Here is a 20,305-nt window from a genome sequence, read left to right on the forward strand (position 1 = left end):
AGAGCCTTTGACCGGGAACAGGGTAGAAATATCAGCGTCAGGTAGCGAAGATATTCGTCAGCCTGAAAAACAACCAAGGAGTGAATATGGCCGAGTGGGTCAATGCGCAAGTAAAAGAAGTAAAAAACTGGACCGATGCGCTGTTCAGCCTTCGGGTACAGGCACCGATTGATCGCTTTACCGCAGGTCAGTTTGCCAAGCTGGCGCTGGAAATTGATGGAGAACGCGTGCAGCGCGCTTATTCCTATGTCAATGCGCCAAGCGATCCTTTGCTGGAGTTCTATCTGGTTACAGTGCCGGAAGGTAAGTTGAGTCCGCACCTGTTCGCACTGCGTCCCGGCGATCAGCTTATGATCACAAAAGAAGCCGCTGGCTTCTTTGTGTTGGATGAAGTGCCGGAATGTAAAACGTTATGGATGCTGGCGACGGGCACCGCGATTGGACCTTATCTGTCGATTTTGCAGGAGGGCGAAGGGCTCGATCGCTTTGATAATATTGTGCTGGTGCATGCGGCCCGCTATGCCGCCGACCTGAGTTTTCTCCCCCTGATGCAGCAATTGCAGCAAACCTACAACGGCAAACTGCATATCCAAACCGTGGTAAGCCGCGAAGAGATTGCCGGCTCACTCAACGGCCGCGTACCCGCGCTTATCGAAAGCGGCGAGCTGGAACGCGCGGTAGGATTAACGCTGGATGCCGAAACCAGCCACGTTATGCTATGCGGCAATCCACAAATGGTACGTGATACGCAGCAACTGCTGAAAGATACGCGCGGCATGCGTAAGCATCTCAAACGCAAGCCGGGGCATATGACCAGCGAACATTACTGGTAAGTGGCAGGCTTATAACGTACCGGCAGCGCAGCGGCACCGAAGCGATTTTTACCGGCGGTGCCGCGAAACAGGCCCAGATCGAGCAACAGCCCAACAAAAATGATGAAAGGAATGGCGCGCCCCACCAGCCACGGCAGTACGCCATCAAGCATGCTCCAGTTCCCCGCCACCAGCATCCACGCGACGATCACCAGAAATGCCCAATAGCCAGGACGATTGCGATCGTGAAGGCGTTTTACCAGCACCGCACTGGCGGGCCAAAGCAGACAAACCACGCCAAACGCGGCCATCTGCGTATCAAGTAAATCATTCCCGGCGAGAACAAATAACAATGTGGTGGTTAACAGCCAAACAGCCTGCCAGATCCAAAAGTCACGCCGTCCTAATCGTCCACGATACGAGAAACACCATTGTTGTAATGTCATGCTTTATCACCCAGAAATAAATTTAATCTGCCGTGCTTTTTGACCTTGCGGATAAAAACCGGTCTAATTTGGGGCTGAGTTTACTGGTTAGGGTCGACAAAATGAAGAATTTGCCTGGCGCACTGTTGTTGAGTCTTGCGCTGACGGTTCCGGCATTTGCCGCCGATCCACAACCGTTGGATCGGGCTGAACATATGCCCGCCGCGCCTTATCTGTTATCTGGCGCGCCTACCTTTGATATGACTATCGGCCAGTTTCGCGAAAAATATAACACTACTAATCCTGAACTCCCGCTGCTGGAGTATCGTGCCATTGATAACCGGGACGATAAAAGCAATCTGACGCGTGCCGCCAGTAAGATCAGCGAAACACTTTACGCTTCTACTGCGCTGGAACCGGGAACCGGGAAGATCAAAACCCTGCAAATTACCTGGTTGCCGCTGCCCGGGCCGGATCAGAATGCATCACAAACCAAAGCCATGGATTATATGACGGCGATGTTGCGCTTTTTTGTTCCCGGTTTAACGCCTGAAGAAGGACGTAAAAAACTGACAGAATTATTGAGCGACGGCAAAGGTTCACACTACTTTGCCCACAACGAGGGCGCGCTGCGCTTTGTCGTCTCTGACAGCGGCGATAAAGGGCTTACCTTCGCCATCGAACCGGTGAAACTAACGCTCGCCAACCCTTGATCGGGCAGGCAAAAATGACGAAAAGCAAAGCTATCAACACATTTGATCTCTATACTGTCTGGCAGACAACGCTGCCTGCTGGCAGTGCTATTTCATGAACGCGTTATGCGGAGGATAGAATGCGACATCCACTGGTTATGGGTAACTGGAAGTTGAATGGTAGCAAGCAGATGACCGCCGAATTGATCGAAGGTCTGCGCAAAGAACTGTCTGGCGTTGAAGGTTGTGGTGTAGCCATTGCGCCACCGACGATTTACCTCGATCAGGCAAAACATGCCATCTCCGGTAGCCACATTGCTCTGGGTGCTCAGAACGTGGACGTGAATCTGTCTGGCGCATTCACCGGTGAAGTTTCAGCGGACATGCTGAAAGACATCGGCGCGAAATACATCATCATCGGTCACTCTGAGCGTCGTACATACCACAAAGAGAGCGACGAGTTCATCGCGAAGAAATATGCAGTGCTGAAAGCTGCGGGCTTGATCCCTGTTCTGTGCATTGGCGAAACCGAAGCAGAAAACGAAGCCGGTAAAACCGAAGAAGTTTGCGCACGTCAGATCGACGCCGTGCTGGAAACTCAGGGCGCAGAAGCCTTTAAAGATGCCGTTATCGCTTATGAACCTGTTTGGGCTATCGGTACTGGCAAATCTGCCACACCAGCACAGGCACAGGCCGTTCATAAATTCATTCGCGACCATATCGCGAAGAAAGATGCCGCGATTGCTGAACAAGTGATCATTCAGTACGGCGGTTCTGTTAACGACAAAAATGCGGCCGAACTCTTTACTCAGCCAGACATCGATGGCGCGCTGGTTGGCGGCGCTTCACTGAAAGCCGATGCTTTCACCGTGATCGTCAAAGCCGCTGCAGCAGCGAAAAACGCGTAATACCCGTAATACCCGATGAGAGGCGGCGGCTACGTCGCCTTTTTTATTGGCCGCAATAATTTACAACTGTGATCCTGCAACTCTTCCGCCGAACCACTGTTCAATAATAGCCAGTTGCGCTCAAGCGCCATCAGCACCAATCGTCCATCTGCTAAGCTCGCCAGCGCCAGGCCATATTTCCCCATTTCATGCCGCGCATTCGGAACCTCCGCTGCCAACTGCATAAAAACGCTCTGCTGCGCCAGTTCTGCGGTTGTCAGCGTGCGCAGTAAATAGCGATGGCTATGTAGCGTCTCTGTTTGCCATTCGCTGTTTAGCCTGGGAGCCAGCGCGTCGAGACGCTGTCGCACATCCGGCCGTAAACAGGAGATATGAATATGCAGCTGGTTTTGTGTGCGTCCATATTCAGCGTTAATTGCCAACGATAAGGTATTGTCAGTAATCGGTGCGGCATAACGTTGTGCTAATAAATGGCGTTGAGCCCAGGCGAAAGAAAAATAGTTTGGCGTGGTGGGATTAAGCAGTTGTGGACTTTCAATACCGGTGATTTTCGCTAAGGGGATAAGCAAGTATTGCAGCGGGCCATTGCGATCTTTCAGCATTGCATAACCTTGAGCGAGATCAACGCGTTCACAAGGTTTGGGCTGCCCTGTTTGCTGCAAATGTGGTACACACTTTTCGCTGACGATTTGCCACAAGGCATCGGAATTTTTCTTGAAGTGAAAAGCCGCAATGAGCATTGCCGTAATCACTAGCGCGAGCAAACATGTAATCAGACTAAAGGCATGACGGCTTCCCTGCATAGCAAGGTTTCCTCTTTTCTCCACCAGTCCGCATCCTCACCTGCTGGCGTGTTAATGTCACGCTTAAAACACAAAACCCCTACTCGCAGAACTTCCGCTTTCGGGGTTTAACTGAACTAACAGACGTTATTCAGGCTTCATCACCTGATCGTAAGTACCGCCGTCAGTGAAATGCGTTTTCTGTGCTTTTGTCCAGCCACCAAACTTGTCGTCGATAGTGAAAAGTTTTACTGGAGCAAAGCTGCTGGCAAATTTCTTCGCAACTTCAGCATCGCGTGGGCGGTAATAATTCTGCGCCGCGATGGTCTGGCCTTCTGGGGAATAGAGATACTTCAAATATTCATCAGCGACTTTGCGCGTATCTTTCTCATCAACCACTTTGTCGACGACCGATACAGTAGGTTCTGCCAGAATTGACTCGCTTGGCGTGACGATCTCAAACTTATCTTTGCCCAGTTTGTTTACCGCCAGATAAGCTTCGTTTTCCCAGGCAATCAGCACATCGCCAATGCCACGTTCTACGAAGGTGTTAGTGGCGCCACGCGCACCTGAATCCTGCACTTCAACGTTCTTAAACAAGGCTCTTACGTACGCTAACGCTTTAGCCTGATCGCCATTATTGTGATCTAATGCCCAACCCCATGCAGCCAGATAGTTCCAGCGTGCACCGCCTGATGTTTTCGGGTTTGGCGTGATAACAGAAACGCCCGGTTTGATCAGGTCGTTCCAGTCATGAATACCTTTTGGATTGTTTTTACGCACCAGAAATACAATGGTGGACGTGTAAGGCGCAGAATTATCGGGTAGACGCTTGATCCAGTTTTTATCGATGCGGCCACGTTCTGCAATTGCATCCACATCAGATTGCAGCGCCAGCGTGACGACATCAGCACGAATGCCATTGATCACTGACGTGGCTTGCTTGCCTGAACCGCCATGCGATTGACGGACAACCACGTTGTCACCCGTTTCCTGTTTGTAGTGCGCACTGAATGCTTTGTTGTACTGTTCGTACAATTCACGCGTTGGATCGTAGGAAACGTTTAATAACTGAATATCCTTCGCCAATACGCTGGTAGAAGCCAGCAAAAGGGTAAAACCAATACTCCACTTGTTCATTGCGCACTCTCCCAATATCGTTATGAGATAAGCGTGACATAAACCCTTCCAGAGCTAAAAGAATTAAAAACCAGCTGATATAACTTAGGGGAATATAAGGCGAGGATGGCAGGGCGCACTCTATAGCGCGCCCTGAAAAAGTTAGTAAAGCTGTTTAGCGGTATCTAACCAGTCACGTTTGAAGGGGCGCTTCATATTTTCAATGGCATCGATAATGTCATGATGCACCATTTTTTCATTCTGAATGCCCACGCAACGGCCACCATATCCCTGCATCAGCAGTTCAATGGAAAAAGCGCCCATACGTGACGCCAGAATGCGGTCATAAGCACAAGGTGCGCCGCCACGTTGAATATGGCCAAGCACAGTGGAGCGCGTTTCACGCTTGGTTTCCGTTTCAATGAAGCGCGCCAGATCGTCGATATCACAGATGTGCTCGGTGATCGCAACAATGGCATGTTTCTTACCTTTCGCGATGCCCGCTTTGATTTCCGCTACCAACTCTTCACGCGTGTAAGGAATTTCAGGCAATACGATGAATTCACAACCGCCAGCAATAGAAGCCGCAAGTGTCAGATCGCCGCAATGGCGTCCCATGACTTCTACAATCGAAATGCGCTGGTGCGACGAAGAGGTATCACGTAAGCGGTCAATTGCTTCTACAACAGTTTCCAACGCGGTGAAATAACCGATCGTGTAATCGGTACCGGCAACATCGTTATCGATAGTGCCTGGCAAACCGATGCAGGGAAAACCCATTTCAGTCAGGCGTTTTGCGCCCATATAAGAACCGTCACCGCCGATCACCACTAACGCATCAATGCCGCGCTTTTTCATGTTTTCGATGGCAATTTGGCGAACTTCGTCGTTACGGAATTCAGGGAAACGCGCCGACCCCAAGAAGGTGCCGCCACGGTTGATCATGTCGGAGACGCTGTAGCGGTCAAGATTGATCATCCGATCTTCATACAAACCCAAATAGCCGTCATAGATACCAAAAACTTCCAGTCCTTCACTCAGCGCGGAGCGAACAACGCCGCGAATGGCTGCGTTCATGCCTGGAGCGTCGCCGCCGCTGGTTAATACACCAATTTTTTTGATCATGACAACCTCTGGATTGTTCAAAACTAAGGGTTAATCCTGCCTGTCGAGCGCCGGTAAGCTAAATTTTCGATAAGCGCGACACGTGATGGCAGATAGTATATCAAAGGCTTGCTGCTGAATTGATTCAGGTCAGACAAGTTTTCACTAATTTTTGCAGCATTGTTAGCGTCACGTCATTTTCTTTCGTACTAAGTTGATTATTTTAGTTAAAACCCGAAAGAATCCTGGCGCTCGAACGGTACCACAGAACAAGGATCCTGATGGATTATTACGTCAGAACCGGGAAATTCCTTCAGTAAGGCTTTTTCAACTTGATCGGCAAAGCGGTGCGCCTGCACTAACGGCAGCTGATCTTCCAACTCCAGATGCAGTTGAATAAATTTAGTCGGCCCGGATTGGCGCGTGCGTAAATCGTGCACACCCTGAACGCCAGGCCAATGTGTGGCGATGTCCAGAATCTGCTGTCTTTCTTCCTCCGGTAAAGCACGATCAAGCAGTGCCTGAACGGCATCATTCGCCATACGCAAGGCGCTATAAAGGATGAAAACACCAATCCCCAAGGCAAAGAGTGCATCGGCCCGAACAAAACCGTAGCTGCTCAACACCAAGGCCACCAGAATTGCGCCATTCATAATCACATCAGATTGATAATGAAGCATATCGGCGCGAATTGCCTGGCTACGTGTTTTACGTACTACCCAACGCTGGAAAGCGACCAACGTTAAGGTTGAGAACAGTGCAACAACCGTGACAACAATACCGACGATAGGCGCGCGCATGACGTTGGGTGAGGCAAGATGTTGCAGGCCAGTAAGGAACAAAAAAAGTGCGGAGCCGGAGATAAACATGCTTTGTGCCAACGCTGCTAGCGATTCCGCTTTGCCGTGACCAAAGGTGTGATTGGCATCTGCAGGTTGTAACGCATAACGCACCACCAGCAAATTAGTCAGTGATGCAGCAATATCCACCAGCGAATCGACTAAGGCAGCCAACAGGCTTACAGAACCGGTGTACCACCATGCAAATATCTTCACAATCAATAAGATGGTCGCAAGAATAGTAGCTGACAATGCTGCGCGTTTAACTAATCGAGCATAGGTGGGTTGCATATCAGGCTCCATGTGCGCGCCAATGAAGGCGTGTACCCAAACTGGGACAATCGCTCAAGTTTAACACTCGTGCTGCCGCTACGCATGAAACCGGCTTAAACAGATGAAAATGGCTGAGATAAAGAAGAGGAAGTGGTTCTTTGAAAAACGTGGATAAAACATGCCCCGGCCAGGGAAGAGGTCGGGGCTGATTGCTTACTTTCATAAGCGCCAAATTAAAGTGCAGATTTGGCAAGGTCAGGTCTAACGACGAGCGTGACTATTTGCTTTTGCCGCCTTTTTTCCCTGCCTCGGAGGCTTTTTCGCGATCGTTTTTAAAGTTACCGCCGCCACCGCTGCTCTGACCGCCTTTTTTGCCAGCTTCGGATGCTTTCTGTGGATTCTCTGCGAAATTACCTGAACCACCACGATGCTCTGCCATAATTTACTCCGTTAATAGATTCATTTTGGAATACATGATGTGGTTGATGCTCTCCGTTATCCCGGGGTATATCGCCTTCCTTGCTGCAACGGAATTAAGTATAGAAGATGAGCACTGCGCCGCAAGCGCAGCGAGGGAATGTTAACTCACTGTATTTATTACATAAAAAAGTTAGCGATAGCAACTAACTCATTACTTATTAACGGTTTAAAATTTCAGAGAATAGTTGGTATTAATTTTTACGCTTTATTGAAATATAAAAAGACAGCAAAAAAGCGAACCGCCAAAGCAATGTTAATAGGGTGAATTTGCGCACGGCTCATCAGGAGGGTTAAGTAAGTTATTTCGCCAGGTAAGAGAGTTATGGCAAAAATTAAGCAAAAAAAACCCCGCCATCATGGCGGGGAAGACAGGGATGGTGTCTATGGCAAGGAAAACAGGGATACTATGTTACTGGTTACTGCCGGTACTACTCACTGCTTGCAGCGATGACGCTGACTGCAAATTCGATAACTCGCGCATTTCGCTAAGCCGACGTTGATAATTCTTCTGTAACGTCGCTTGCTGAGCAGGTGTGAGCAAGTGATACATTTGGTTGCGAACTCGTGCCATTTCGACCTGCTGTTCAATCTGAACTTGGGCGATTTTTTCCGCTTTTTCACGGATGGCCGCTTCGTTAAACTTATCTGCAGTCACCAAGTCATGCATGGCTGCAACATCATCAATACTTATCGCCGGACGTTCATGCCGAGCCTGTTGCATCAGGTCACGCATCTGTTGCCGTTGTTGTTCAGTCAACTCGATGCCATCGAACATGTGGCTTTGCGGATTTTGCGTCATACTGCCTGTCGTCAATCCGCTGTGATGCATCTCGTCAATCGTCGTGGTGTCTGCTGCTCCTGCGCTGGCGTGATAAATAACCAACGCTGAGGCAAGGACAACGACGGTTACTTTGCGCATCGTTTACTCCAGTTCGTTCCGTTTTGCGATTCAACGAGAGCCAGTGTACGGCGAAAGCTGCAAACATCCGTCAGGGGGTGTAAAACTACGTAAAGCGATGGATTGGTGCTGTAGGAACACGGTATTTTGCCTGCGGAGGGCTACAAAAATGAATAAAATCCTGTTGGTAGATGATGACCGCGAATTAACTTCGCTTTTAAAAGAACTGTTGGAAATGGAAGGGTTTGAAGTGGTCGTGGCCAGCGATGGTGAACAAGCGCTGAACCTGCTCGATAACTCAATTGATTTACTTTTGCTCGATGTCATGATGCCGAAGAAGAACGGTATCGACACCTTAAAAGAACTGCGTCAGCAATATCAAACACCCGTAATCATGTTGACCGCACGCGGCAGCGAGTTAGATCGGGTGCTGGGCCTGGAATTAGGTGCGGACGATTACTTACCGAAGCCGTTTAACGATCGTGAGCTGGTTGCGCGTATTCGTGCCATCCTGCGCCGTTCCAACTGGAGCGAACAGCAGCAACAGCATGACAACAGTTCACCGACGTTAGAGGTAGATTGCCTGCGTTTGAATCCGGGTCGTCAGGAGGCCAGCTTCGATGATGAGACGCTGGATCTCACCGGCACAGAGTTCACCCTGCTCTATCTTTTGGCGCAACATCTTGGTCAAGTTGTTTCACGTGAGCATCTGAGCCAGGAAGTGCTGGGTAAGCGCTTAACGCCGTTTGACCGTGCCATTGATATGCATATCTCTAACTTACGTCGCAAACTGCCTGAGCGCCGCGATGGGCATCCTTGGTTTAAAACTTTACGGGGACGCGGCTATCTGATGGTTTCGGCATCATGATTGGAAGTTTGACCACCCGCATCTTCGCCATTTTCTGGTTAACGCTGGCATTGGTGTTGATGCTGGTGTTAATGGTGCCCAAGCTGGATTCGCGTCAGATGACCTCGCTAATGGAAAGTGAACAGCGGCAAGGCTTGATGATAGAGCAGCATGTGGAAGTCGAATTATCGCAAGATCCCCCTAATGATTTGATGTGGTGGCGTCGACTCTTCCGCGCGATAGAGAAATGGGCACCACCGGGTCAACGCCTGGTGCTGGTTACCAGCGAAGGCCGGGTGATTGGTGCGCAACACAACGAAATGCAGGTGATTCGTAATTTTATCGGGCAATCCGATAATGCCGATCATCCGCAGAAGAAGAAGTATGGTCGTGTAGAGCTTGTGGGACCCTTCGCCGTGCATGATGGTGAAGATAACTACCAGCTCTATATGATTCGTCCTGCGACCAGTTCCCAGCTCGACTTTGTGAACCTGCTCTTTGACCGCCCGCTCTTGTTATTGATTGTCACTATGCTGATCAGCTCGCCGCTGTTGCTGTGGCTGGCGTGGAGCCTGGCGCGTCCGGCGCGTAAATTAAAATACGCAGCAGATGAGGTAGCAAGTGGCAATTTGCGTCAGCATCCGGAACTGGAATCTGGTCCGCAAGAATTTCTGGCAGCGGGCTCCAGCTTCAACCAAATGATCAGCGCGCTTGAGCGCATGATGAACGGTCAGCAACGCTTACTCTCAGATATTAGCCATGAGTTACGTACACCGCTTACCCGCCTACAACTGGCGACAGCGTTATTGCGCCGCCGTCATGGCGAAGGTAAAGAGTTGCAACGTATAGAAACGGAAGCACAGCGTCTGGACGGCATGATTAATGACTTACTGGTGCTGTCGCGTACTCAGCACAAAAATGCATTAATCAGTGAAGCGATGAAAGCCAATCATCTGTGGAATGGCGTGTTGGAAGATGCCAAATTTGAAGCAGAACAGATGGGCAAAAAATTAGATATTCCTTATCCGCCTGGCCCATGGCCGCTTTATGGCAATCCACATGCGTTGGAAAGCGCGCTTGAGAACATCGTACGTAACGCATTGCGTTACTCTAATTCTCAGATCAGCGTGAGCTTCTCGGTGGATATATCAGGGATTACTGTTCACGTTGATGATGATGGCCCTGGCGTGAGCGCAGAAGATCGCGAACAGATTTTCCGTCCGTTCTATCGCACTGATGAAGCACGCGACCGTGAATCGGGTGGAACCGGTTTAGGCTTAGCCATCGTTGATACCGCTATCCAGCAACATCACGGTTGGGTAAAAGCTGATGACAGCCCGCTGGGCGGCTTACGACTGACAATGTGGTTACCACTCTACTCCTCTGCTCGTCAATAATTTGCTATGCTTCGGCCCTCGTTATCGGGGGCCTTATGCTAAACATTGTTTTATTTGAACCAGAAATCCCACCTAATACCGGCAATATCATCCGCCTTTGTGCAAACACAGGCTTCCAGTTGCATTTGATTGAACCCTTGGGTTTTACTTGGGATGACAAACGACTGCGCCGTGCCGGACTCGACTATCACGAATTTACCGCTATCAAGAAGCACGCCGATTATCAGGCATTTTTAGCCAGTGAAAGTCCTGAGCGACTGTTTGCCTTAACGACCAAAGGAACGCCTGCACACAGCGCTGTGGCGTATCAGAAGGGAGATTACTTGCTCTTCGGCCCTGAAAGCCGTGGCTTGCCCGCTGGAATTTTGGATGCCCTGCCCGCACAGCATAAAATCCGCATTCCTATGATGGCAGAAAGCCGCAGCATGAATTTGTCGAACGCAGTGTCGGTGGTGGTATACGAAGCGTGGCGCCAACTCGATTATGCTGGCGCGCTGATTAAAGGCTAAATGCCGTCGCCAAACTGGAAGCCCGCCAGACTGCCATTGAAGTGCTGATCCATATCCATTGATGGTTTTTCACTGCCGGGCTTACCAACGATGCGTGCAGGCACGCCTGCTGCGGTGGTATGTGGCGGAACGGGCTGCAACACCACAGAACCGGCACCAATTTTTGCGCCACGTCCGATTTCGATATTGCCAAGGATTTTCGCGCCAGCACCAATCATCACCCCTTCACGAATTTTTGGATGGCGATCGCCGCTGGTTTTACCGGTTCCCCCAAGCGTGACTGATTGCAGAATCGACACATCGTTCTCAATCACTGCCGTTTCACCAATCACAATACCGGTCGCATGATCGAGCATGATGCCGTGGCCAATATTTGCTGCTGGATGGATATCTACCGCGAATGAGACTGAAACTTCATTCTGTAAATAAACCGCTAGCGCACGTCGTCCCTCTTTCCACAGCCAATGACCGATGCGATAAGCCTGCAAAGCGTGGAAGCCTTTGAGATAGAGCAGCGGCGTGGAGTATTTGTCTACGGCTGGATCGCGCTGACGCACCGCCTGAATATCGTAAGCCGCAGAGGTAATCATTGAAGGATCTTCGCGATAAGCTTCTTCAACGATTTCACGGATAGCGATTGCTGGCATGATGGGGTTAGACAATTTATTTGCCAGCATGTAGCTCAGCGCGCTGCCGAGATTCTCATGCTTAAGCAATGTCGCATGGTAAAAGCTGGCCAGCATGGGCTCACAATCGGCCAATGCACGCGCTTCTGCTTTGATATTATTCCAGACCAGTTCTAACTCATCAGACGACATTGCTGTTTTCTCCCGATAAAAAAAGCGCCTGAATTGGCGCTACAGGTGATTACGCTTCGCTCCCTGCTTAGCTGCTGCTGTTTTCGTCCTTCCTTGTACGCCCCAGCAGACTCAATGCTGCATCCCGCGCCGGTTTTTCGCAATATAGCACCTGATAAATCTGCTCAGTTATCGGCATTTCTACACCAACACGAGCGGCTAATGCTTTGACTTCCTTGGTGTTTCTGTATCCTTCTACAACTTGTCCGATAATGCGTTGCGCACTGTCAACATCCTCGCCTTGCCCCAGCATCATGCCAAAACGACGGTTACGTGACTGATTATCGGTACAGGTCAGCACAAGATCACCTAATCCTGCCATTCCCATGAAGGTGGTAGGATCAGCGCCCAATGCCGCTCCCAAGCGGCTCATTTCTGCCAACCCGCGAGTGATTAAGGCCGTACGTGCATTGGCACCAAAGCCGATACCATCAGAAATACCTGCACCAATCGCGATAACGTTTTTCACTGCGCCGCCCAACTGGACGCCAATGAAATCAGGATTGTTATAGACGCGGAAGCTTTTGCCGCAATGCAGCTTTTGCTGCAAATCTTCAGCGAATTGCGCATCGGTAGAGGCCAACGCAATCGCCGTAGGCATTCCTGCCGCCAGTTCTTTCGCAAATGTTGGACCCGAAATCACCGCCAGCGGAATCGCATCGCCCAAGATCTCGCGTGCTACATCTTGCAGTAAACGCCCGGTTTCCTTCTCCAAACCTTTGGTCGCCCAGACGATTCGAGAATCATCACGCAAATGCGGTTTGATTTGCGTGAGCACGTCGCCAAAAACATGGCTCGGCACCACGACTAATAGATCGCGACTGGCAGCAATGGTTTTTACCAGATCGGGTTCAAGCGCAAGAAAGTCAGGAAAAGGCACATCGGGCAGGAAAGCGGTGTTACAGCGGTCAGATTGGAGTTGCGCCAGATGCGCAGGGTTGTGTCCCCACAACAATACCGGATGGCCGTTGCGGGCCAGGGTAATCGCCAAAGCGGTGCCGTACGAGCCGGCACCGATGACGCTAATCGAAGCGTTATTTGTCATCAGGCATCCTGATGTGGTTCAGCGCCTTCTTCACCTTGTTGCTGCTGCAGATAGTTCATGAACAGCGCATCAAAGTTAACCGGCGCCAGGTTAAGCTGCGGGAAAGTACCACGTGAAACCAGGCTGGTGATGCATTCACGGGCATACGGGAACAAGATGTTCGGGCAGTATGCGCCCAGACAATGTGCCATCTGTGACCCATCAATGCCGCTGATAGTGAAAATACCGGCCTGCTGAACTTCGCATAGGAACGCCGTTTCTTCACCTACGGTTGCGGTCACGGTCACACGCAGCACCACTTCATAAACTTCGTCAGCCAGCTGTGAAGATGCAGTGTCCAGATCCAATTTTACGTCCGGTTCCCACTCTTTCTGGAAAACCTGCGGCGCATTTGGCGCTTCAAAAGAGATATCTTTGGTGTAAACGCGTTGAATCTGGAATTGCATTTCGTTGGTGTTGTGTTCTGACATGTAACTAAGTCCTGTGAGTTAGAATGTTCAGCGTAAACTACGCCTGCAGTAACGGATCTAAACCTTCGCGGAAATCGAGCGCGATAAGGTCGTCGCAGCCGCCAATGTGCTGCGCATCAATAAAAATCTGAGGAACGGTGGTGCGGCCGCTGCGTTTGATCATCTCTTCACGTTTCGCCATGTCCCCATCAATGGGAATCTCCTGGTACGTTACGCCTTTTTGACTTAACAGCGCCTTTGCCCGGTGGCAGTAAGGACAGGTTGTTTTGGTGTAAATCTCGATGTTCGCCATGGTGTGCACCTCAGTAAGTTTATTTACCGCGTACTAACGGCAGATTTTCGCCGCTCCAGCCGCTTACGCCATCTTTCAATACAGTAACCTGCGTAAAACCCGCAGCACTCAGGTGTGCAGCAGAATCAGCAGCACTTTGTCCTGTCGCACACACCACAATTATGGGTTGCGCTTTATGCTTTTCTAGTTCACCTAAATTGCCTTTTTTGAGCTCAGCCGCTGCCACGTTCACTGCGCCTGAAATGTGTCCCCTGCGATAATCATCGCGCGAACGCACGTCTACAACTACCGCGTCCTCTTTGTTAATCAGGCGGGTTGCTTCACCGCGGCTGATAGTTTTTACCTTAGAGAACATTCCTTTAACGGTAGTCACAATCACCAGAACGAGTAAAACGACCCATGCCAGACTCAGGATGGGGTGATTGCTTGCAAACTGCATAATTTCTTGCATGAGGGGTAACGACTCCAGACCGGGCTAATAAGCTAAAACAAGGGTTCTGAGTATACCTGCGCCACTTCGCATGTACAGACGCTAAGCGGTCAGAGTTAATATTTGTGCATCATTTTCCAAAAAAAATCGCCGAATGGCAAAAATGACGTAACGCTTATGCCGGGTTTGGTCTAAAACAGACATGTTTGGAAAAGCAAATGCTGGTCCGGCGCACTGGTAAGCGGCTGTTCATCGTGGAATAATCATTGGCCTATGAAGGGAAAAACAACCGTTTTACACACAAGGACCCGTCACAACGGAGATAACCTGCCGTTGTTAACACACTTGTCCACCCTCTCCTTCAGCCTGCTTTGCGCGGGCGCGCTGTTGTTGCCCGTTACCGCACAAAGTGCTGACGATAATAAATCGCAACTGCAATCTATTCAGCAAAATATTGCTGAAAAAGAAAAAATCGTCAAAGCGCAAAAAGTGCAGCGCAGTAAGTTGCTCGATCAGTTACAAAGCCAGGAAAAGGTGATTGCTCAGGCCAGTCGTCAACTGCGTGAAACACGCAATAGCCTCTCTGCTTTAAATAACGAAATCACTCAACTCGCCGCCTCAATTACGCGCCTGGAAAAGCAACAACAGCAGCAAGAAACGCTATTATCTCAACAGCTGGATGCCGCCTTTCGACAAGGCCAGCATAATGGCGTGCAACTCCTGCTAAGTGGAGAAGAGAGCCAACGCAACGAGCGCATTTTGGCTTATTTTGGCTATCTCAACGATGCCCGCCAACAGAGCATTGAGGAGCTGCAAAAGACCCGTCAGGATCTGGATCAGCAACGCAACGCGCTACAGCAAAAGCAGCAACAGCAAAAGTCACTGCTCGCACAGCAGCAGGGTCAACAAGATAAACTTCAACAAGCGAGTACTGCACGTAAGAAAACCTTGAGCGCGCTGGAAAATTCGCTGGAGAAAGATCAAGCTGACCTGGTTGAAATGCGCCAGAACGAAAGCCGTCTGCAAGACAAAATCGCCAAAGCTGAACGTGAAGCTCGTGAACGAGCGGCACGAGAAGCGCGTGAGGCAGAGAAAGTGCGCCAGCGTCAGGCGCAGGCTAAATCGAAAGGTTCCAACTACCAACCCACACAGAGCGAACGCGAGCTGATGGCGCGCACCGGCGGTTTAGGGCGTGCCGGTGGACAAGCATTGTGGCCTGTTCGTGGCCGCGTAGAACACCGCTTCGGTGAGCAACTGCAAGGTGAACTGCGCTGGAAAGGGCTGGTTATCGACGCACCGGAAGGAACGGAAGTCAAAGCCATCGCTGATGGCCGTGTTTTGATGGCTGACTGGCTGCAAGGTTATGGGCTTGTGGTGGTCATTGAGCATGGTAAAGGCGATATGAGTCTTTATGGCTACAACCAGAGTGCGCTTGTGAGTGTGGGTGCTCAAGTGAAGGCAGGACAGCCTGTCGCTTTAGTGGGCACCAGCGGCGGCCGCGGCACGCCATCGCTCTATTTTGAAATCCGACGTCAAGGAAAGGCCGTCAACCCACTCCCGTGGTTAGGAAAATAAGTTTTGCTTCAACTCCGAAAACTCCCCGCTATTGTGAGCGGTTTATTGCTTAGCTGCGTCGCTCACGCAGGCAAACTTGCCATTGTCATTGATGACTTTGGCTATCGTCCTGCCGAAGAGAAAAAAGTGTTGCAGATGCCGCCCGAGATTTCAGTAGCGGTGCTGCCTAACGCGCCGCATGCGCGCGACATGGCAACGAAAGCGCACCAAAGTGGTCATGAAGTTTTGATTCATCTGCCGATGGCACCGCTGAGTAAGCAGCCACTGGAAAAAGATACGTTAACACCAGAGATGAGCAGCACCGAAATTGAGCGAATCATTCGCAACGCGGTGAATAACGTGCCTTATGCGGTGGGGCTGAATAACCATATGGGCAGCAAAATGACCTCCAGCCTGTTTGGTATGCAGAAAGTGATGCAGACGCTTAACCACTACAATTTTTACTTTCTCGACAGCATGACGATTGCTAACAGCCAATCCATACCGGCCGCGCAAGGCACCAAGGTCCGCGTGCTGAAGCGCCGTGTTTTCCTGGATGACAGCCAGGATATTACTGCCATACGGCAGCAATTTAGTCGCGCAGTAAAGCTGGCGCAGCGCGATGGCTACGCCATTGCGATAGGTCATCCACACCCCAATACGGTGCGGGTTTTACAGCAAATGCTACCCACCTTACCTGCAGATATCACGCTTGTTCGCCCAAGCCAGTTATTGAATGAACCACTGCACAGTGGCACGCCTTCACAAGGTAACAAGCCGGCGATCACCACGCCCGTGCAACCTCATTTCCAACCGCCAGGCTTGTGCAAAATTAAGCAGCCTCTAGCGCCTGTTCCGGCCACACGTGCATTAAGCGTGGTGGGAGAAAGCATCAATCAAAGTGAATTTACCAAAATCGTAAAAGCACTTTTTTAGTCTTGAGATCGCTTATCTAGAGGCAGGATGAAAAGGGATTTTCATCATCGGCCTTGTCAAACGCCGATGCATTAGGCATTTTTAGTCGTCTCAACGCCTCATTTTTAGCGACATCAGGCGCCCGCTTGTAAAAATCACTTCATGCGGAAACAAATAACCGGCATGACAGTCCAATAACTTTTGGAATTATTAAGTTAAAAATGAGTCATTTTTATGCGTAAAATCTGGAAAGCGAAGTTGCTGGATAAGGTCATCAAAAGTTACCTTTTTCTGTCACGCAAGCGCGTTGAAACTTCGCTTAACGCTGAAGCGTTAAGCCCCAAGCATATCTTGATCTTTTCGACGACCGCTTTGGGCGATTTTCTCTTTAATACACCTGCGATCAGAGCCGTAAGAAAACGTTTTCCTGATGCTCAAATCACGCTGGTTGCGCATGAAAAATATGCAGACTTTCTTAAAGAAGGCAACGATTGGAATAAGTTAGTATTCTGGAATAACAAAGCTATTACTATTTCTCGCGTGCTTCGTTCACTGAAAGGTGAACCTCCCATTGATATAGCCTTGCTGCTGCATTCACATGAACCCTATGATTATTTATGCGCCATTCTTGCCGGTTCGCGTTTAATTCTAAAGGATAATTATCGGGATGATATAGCGTTGCGTGATAAATGGTTGGCAGATTATACCATTGCTTTCAAAGGTCATGTGATTGAGAGAAAACTCAAGCTTGTTGAAGGTTTGGGCTGTGATGTTTCTGATATAACAATGAAACTGCCTTTTTCTGTAGGGAATAAAACAGCAAATATCCATCCTGTTATTGGCTTTCAACTTGGCGCATCAACACCAGAGAGGTGTTGGGCGCCAGAAAATTTTTCTCAATTGGCCGTTTTATTACTCAAACAATTTCAATATTTGACGCTGGTACTGATTGGCGGTCCAGGCGATAAAGGCCGGGCTGAGACCTTTTTACGGTTATTACCCGCTAATCTACATGCGCGTATCGTTAATGAAGTTGGAGACACCAGCTTACCTCAATTATGTCGGATAATTAATAACATGGATTTACTCGTAACGGGAGATACTGGCCCATTACATATTGCTGTTACGCTTAATACTCCGACGCTGGGTTTATTTGTCACGGCTAATCCCTATGCAACCGGAGCATTTCAAAATCCTGATCTGCATCATTTAATCTATATTAGTCGCAAAAAATCTCATGCTGATCTGGCACATGTAATGGATGTCATTAAACCAGAGCGCGTAGCAGAAACGGCAGAATTTATACTTAATAAGATTAGAGCAGAAACTTTACCAGAGGCAAAAGTACACGAATGATCTTGAATTCGACAACTGAAGATAAATTAAGATGGATTTTTAATTCATCACTTATTATTGTTTGTTTTTCTATATTATTTACTTTTTATGATTTAAAATTTGCTCGCATTGCGTTCTTTATCACATCTTATTTGACGATTATTGGGCTTTGTTTCAGAAAGTTCACATTAACCAAGTCTGAGAAATTATTTATTTCAGCGCTTTTCCTATTGGGATTGAGCAAAGTTTTATGGTTTGCCATCGAATACATCGGTCAAGACGACTTCGATATCTACAATTCTTATCTGGCAAGCGGGAAAAGACTAATGATTGCTGCGGTAATCGCACTTTTCTTCCTTGGACATAAAAGGTTTTTAACGCCAAAAAATATTAAAAGCATAAAATATGGATTGCTCATTTCCTTTATAACTGCTTCGGTCGTTGGGATTTGGCAGGTCATGCACAATATCCCCCGCGTTGATTTCTTCCAAAGCAGGGCAACAGGTGCTGCTTATATGTATAGTGCGCTGGCTTCTGCTGTTATTTTCATTTTCTTGCAAGATGCTCAACGTCGCTTTCACTATTTTTCAATATTCGTGATTTTTATTGTTGCGTACTTAGTTTTGTTCGCAACGGGCACTCGAAATACGATGGTGAGTTTTCCCGTCACTTTATTGCTCATTGGTTTACTTAAATTCCGTCATTTAGGTTGGAAAAGCTTCGTGCTGACATTATGCACCATCACGCTATTGATTGGCGCAAGTTATACTAAAGTTATTAAGCCTCGTATTGATGCAACCTATCAGGAATATCAAATTTTTGAGCAATCTCAGGGCAATGATATGGGCTCACTGACAACACGTCTCGCCATGTGGAAAGTGGGTATTCAGTGTTTCTCTTCCAATTTTTTTGGTATGAGCCAGCAGGAACGCAAACAATGGTTTCAAAATTACGTCGATAATACCCAACGTGATAAATCTTCTCTCGCTTATGTAGATGTGCACCTTCATAACGAAGTGATTGAAACGGCAAGTCTACAAGGCATATTAGGCGTAATCGTTTTATTATTTTATTATTTTATTAACATCATGGTGAGTTGGCGCTACCACAATCCGGCTCTTTTATCTGTAATGATACTTATTCTTATTACTGGATTGACTGACGTGATCTATATAAGTCGCGATCAAACGATATTTTTCCCAGTTATCATGCTTCTGACTATACTTTGGCAGGGTGAAAGGAAGCGATTGAATAAATCGCTTTAAGGCATAGACCTTACATCTTAATGATAAATAAGAAGATGTAAGGTAAACCTACATATCGTAAAGAAGATACTGCTTTCTTAAAGAGTGTTCAATTTGGTGTAATAATGAAGAAAAAAATTTTGTCTGTTGTGGTAACAGCTCATAATTTGCAAAATTATATCATGCAAAATATGGAGAGTGTTTTCCATTCATTAGCCGATAAAATTTCACATTGTGAAATTATCATGATCGATGATGCTTCAACCGATCAGACAAGCGTGCTTTTGCAAGATGTCGCCAGTAAAAATAACCATTGCTTTTATTATAGGACAGAATTTAAAAACATCGGTAAAGTGAGAAACTTTGCTGTCAGTCGCTGTAATGGTAAATATATTACCATGGTTGATGGTGATGACCTTTTATACAGCAACGCTCTCGCCCAATTAGTTTCTTTTATTGAGCAGAATGAATTTGATATATTGGTAACTCCATTGCAAGAAGTCCGAGGAATGCCCCCTGCGCTTTCTGGTTGGAAATGGCAGTCGCCCAAAAAACTTGAATCCGATGTCGCTATTCGCGAATTTTTGGTGCACAAGAAATTCCAAGGTCATTTTATTGGAAAAATAATAAAGAAAACGCTGCTAGAGGCTTATCCTTTCCCCGAATTCACTTGTTATGAAGATATTGCTCTTCTTCCGACTTTGCTCAGTAAATCAGAAAAAACTCTCTATAATGAAGCACCTTTTTATCTCTATATTAAATATGCGCATAGCCTATCTAATAAATTAACCTCTGCGAAGGTGAATTTAAGGGCGCAAGCATTGACCATAATGGATGCTGAGCTTGGGGAGAAGTGGCGTTATTTAACCGCCTCTCATATTATACAATTACTGTATAAGCACAATGATCAATTGTCTGATGCAAACAGAAATAGAATGAATGATATATTATGCAAGACGCCATTATTTAAGTTTTTTATCAGCCCGTTAATTAAATTCAGTATCAAAAAAAAATATATTATTTTGAAGTGCAAATAATTATCCCCAGCTCATAATTAATACATGGGCTGGGGATGTTT

Annotated in this window: 23 protein-coding genes; 11 read left to right on the forward strand and 12 right to left on the reverse strand. The window is 48.2% G+C overall.

The annotated features are described in order from the left end of the window. Window positions 1-86: 86 nt before the first annotated feature. On the forward strand, window positions 87-833 hold the full coding sequence (gene fpr / locus ACF2G4_RS13900) for a ferredoxin--NADP(+) reductase (RefSeq protein WP_409074995.1): 747 nt from the start codon (window positions 87-89) through the stop codon (window positions 831-833). Here fpr and ACF2G4_RS13905 read toward each other — a convergent pair. After that, a complete protein-coding gene (locus ACF2G4_RS13905) occupies window positions 824-1,258 on the reverse strand; it encodes a DUF805 domain-containing protein (protein WP_215848177.1) in 435 nt (144 codons plus the stop codon). The genes fpr and ACF2G4_RS13905 overlap by 10 nt on opposite strands. 101 nt (window positions 1,259-1,359) lie before the next feature. On the opposite strand from ACF2G4_RS13905, the gene ACF2G4_RS13910 reads away from it, so the two are divergent. Both ACF2G4_RS13910 and tpiA read left to right on the forward strand, forming a co-directional pair. Beyond that, window positions 1,360-1,950 carry a YiiQ family protein gene (locus tag ACF2G4_RS13910; RefSeq protein WP_215848176.1) on the forward strand — a complete coding sequence of 197 codons (591 nt, stop codon included), beginning with the start codon at window positions 1,360-1,362 and terminating at the stop codon, window positions 1,948-1,950. A gap of 119 nt (window positions 1,951-2,069) precedes the next feature. Further along, entirely contained in the window at window positions 2,070-2,837 is a 768-nt protein-coding gene (gene tpiA / locus ACF2G4_RS13915) for a triose-phosphate isomerase (protein ID WP_215848175.1), read from the forward strand. Window positions 2,838-2,866: 29 nt separating this feature from the next. On the opposite strand, the gene ACF2G4_RS13920 is transcribed toward tpiA, so the two are convergent. The 6 genes from ACF2G4_RS13920 to cpxP form a co-directional block, all read right to left on the reverse strand. Further along, a complete protein-coding gene (locus ACF2G4_RS13920; protein ID WP_409075975.1) occupies window positions 2,867-3,640 on the reverse strand; it encodes a CDP-diacylglycerol diphosphatase in 774 nt (257 codons plus the stop codon). Between the two features lie 126 nt (window positions 3,641-3,766). Continuing rightward, window positions 3,767-4,759: a sulfate ABC transporter substrate-binding protein gene (locus ACF2G4_RS13925; RefSeq protein ID WP_409074996.1), complete on the reverse strand. Its 993-nt coding sequence runs from the start codon at window positions 4,757-4,759 to the stop codon at window positions 3,767-3,769. A 141-nt stretch (window positions 4,760-4,900) separates the two neighbouring features. Further along, window positions 4,901-5,863, reverse strand: a complete 963-nt coding sequence (pfkA, locus tag ACF2G4_RS13930) for a 6-phosphofructokinase (RefSeq protein ID WP_243079998.1) — start codon at window positions 5,861-5,863, stop codon at window positions 4,901-4,903. 206 nt (window positions 5,864-6,069) lie between these two features. Then, the gene (gene fieF, locus ACF2G4_RS13935) at window positions 6,070-6,972 is read right to left on the reverse strand and encodes a CDF family cation-efflux transporter FieF (protein WP_409074997.1); all 903 of its coding nucleotides are present in this window, start codon (window positions 6,970-6,972) and stop codon (window positions 6,070-6,072) included. A gap of 259 nt (window positions 6,973-7,231) precedes the next feature. After that, window positions 7,232-7,393 (reverse strand): general stress protein, encoded by a 162-nt coding sequence (locus tag ACF2G4_RS13940; RefSeq protein WP_215848172.1) that lies wholly within the window; start codon window positions 7,391-7,393, stop codon window positions 7,232-7,234. Between the two features lie 450 nt (window positions 7,394-7,843). After that, the gene (gene cpxP, locus ACF2G4_RS13945) at window positions 7,844-8,353 is read right to left on the reverse strand and encodes a cell-envelope stress modulator CpxP (RefSeq protein WP_215848171.1); all 510 of its coding nucleotides are present in this window, start codon (window positions 8,351-8,353) and stop codon (window positions 7,844-7,846) included. A gap of 148 nt (window positions 8,354-8,501) precedes the next feature. Here cpxP and cpxR point away from each other — a divergent pair, with 148 nt between their 5' ends. From cpxR to trmL, 3 genes are read left to right on the forward strand one after another with little or no spacing between them, the layout of a single operon-like run. After that, window positions 8,502-9,200: an envelope stress response regulator transcription factor CpxR gene (gene cpxR / locus ACF2G4_RS13950; RefSeq protein ID WP_409074998.1), complete on the forward strand. Its 699-nt coding sequence runs from the start codon at window positions 8,502-8,504 to the stop codon at window positions 9,198-9,200. Next, window positions 9,197-10,576 (forward strand): envelope stress sensor histidine kinase CpxA, encoded by a 1,380-nt coding sequence (gene cpxA / locus ACF2G4_RS13955; RefSeq protein WP_215848169.1) that lies wholly within the window; start codon window positions 9,197-9,199, stop codon window positions 10,574-10,576. The genes cpxR and cpxA overlap by 4 nt, the downstream gene beginning before the upstream one ends. 35 nt (window positions 10,577-10,611) lie before the next feature. Further along, complete coding sequence (trmL, locus tag ACF2G4_RS13960; RefSeq protein WP_215848168.1) at window positions 10,612-11,085, forward strand: tRNA (uridine(34)/cytosine(34)/5-carboxymethylaminomethyluridine(34)-2'-O)-methyltransferase TrmL; 474 nt, start codon at window positions 10,612-10,614, stop codon at window positions 11,083-11,085. On the opposite strand, the gene cysE is transcribed toward trmL, so the two are convergent. The 5 genes from cysE to ACF2G4_RS13985 form a co-directional block, all read right to left on the reverse strand. Continuing rightward, entirely contained in the window at window positions 11,082-11,903 is an 822-nt protein-coding gene (cysE, locus tag ACF2G4_RS13965; protein ID WP_215848167.1) for a serine O-acetyltransferase, read from the reverse strand. The genes trmL and cysE overlap by 4 nt on opposite strands. A gap of 67 nt (window positions 11,904-11,970) precedes the next feature. Continuing rightward, the gene (gene gpsA / locus ACF2G4_RS13970) at window positions 11,971-12,987 is read right to left on the reverse strand and encodes an NAD(P)H-dependent glycerol-3-phosphate dehydrogenase (RefSeq protein WP_243079994.1); all 1,017 of its coding nucleotides are present in this window, start codon (window positions 12,985-12,987) and stop codon (window positions 11,971-11,973) included. Further along, window positions 12,987-13,457 (reverse strand): protein-export chaperone SecB, encoded by a 471-nt coding sequence (secB, locus tag ACF2G4_RS13975; protein WP_215848165.1) that lies wholly within the window; start codon window positions 13,455-13,457, stop codon window positions 12,987-12,989. The genes gpsA and secB overlap by 1 nt, the downstream gene beginning before the upstream one ends. A 37-nt stretch (window positions 13,458-13,494) precedes the next feature. Beyond that, window positions 13,495-13,749, reverse strand: coding sequence for a glutaredoxin 3 (gene grxC / locus ACF2G4_RS13980; protein WP_215848164.1), 255 nt, complete (start codon window positions 13,747-13,749; stop codon window positions 13,495-13,497). A gap of 19 nt (window positions 13,750-13,768) precedes the next feature. After that, entirely contained in the window at window positions 13,769-14,200 is a 432-nt protein-coding gene (locus ACF2G4_RS13985) for a rhodanese-like domain-containing protein (RefSeq protein ID WP_215848163.1), read from the reverse strand. A 252-nt stretch (window positions 14,201-14,452) separates the two neighbouring features. On the opposite strand from ACF2G4_RS13985, the gene envC reads away from it, so the two are divergent. The 5 genes from envC to ACF2G4_RS14010 all read left to right on the forward strand — a co-directional run bounded on the left by envC (window position 14,453) and on the right by ACF2G4_RS14010 (window position 20,264). Then, entirely contained in the window at window positions 14,453-15,754 is a 1,302-nt protein-coding gene (gene envC, locus ACF2G4_RS13990; protein WP_243079993.1) for a murein hydrolase activator EnvC, read from the forward strand. A gap of 3 nt (window positions 15,755-15,757) precedes the next feature. After that, window positions 15,758-16,669: a divergent polysaccharide deacetylase family protein gene (locus tag ACF2G4_RS13995; protein ID WP_409074999.1), complete on the forward strand. Its 912-nt coding sequence runs from the start codon at window positions 15,758-15,760 to the stop codon at window positions 16,667-16,669. Window positions 16,670-16,882: 213 nt separating this feature from the next. After that, window positions 16,883-18,004, forward strand: coding sequence for a glycosyltransferase family 9 protein (locus ACF2G4_RS14000; RefSeq protein ID WP_409075000.1), 1,122 nt, complete (start codon window positions 16,883-16,885; stop codon window positions 18,002-18,004). A gap of 2 nt (window positions 18,005-18,006) precedes the next feature. Further along, window positions 18,007-19,248 carry an O-antigen ligase family protein gene (locus tag ACF2G4_RS14005; protein ID WP_409075001.1) on the forward strand — a complete coding sequence of 414 codons (1,242 nt, stop codon included), beginning with the start codon at window positions 18,007-18,009 and terminating at the stop codon, window positions 19,246-19,248. A gap of 104 nt (window positions 19,249-19,352) precedes the next feature. Further along, on the forward strand, window positions 19,353-20,264 hold the full coding sequence (locus ACF2G4_RS14010; protein ID WP_409075002.1) for a glycosyltransferase family 2 protein: 912 nt from the start codon (window positions 19,353-19,355) through the stop codon (window positions 20,262-20,264). Window positions 20,265-20,305 lie beyond the last annotated feature (41 nt).

It is taken from the genome of Pantoea phytostimulans (assembly GCF_046118715.1).
Taxonomy (GTDB): domain Bacteria; phylum Pseudomonadota; class Gammaproteobacteria; order Enterobacterales; family Enterobacteriaceae; genus Pantoea; species Pantoea phytostimulans.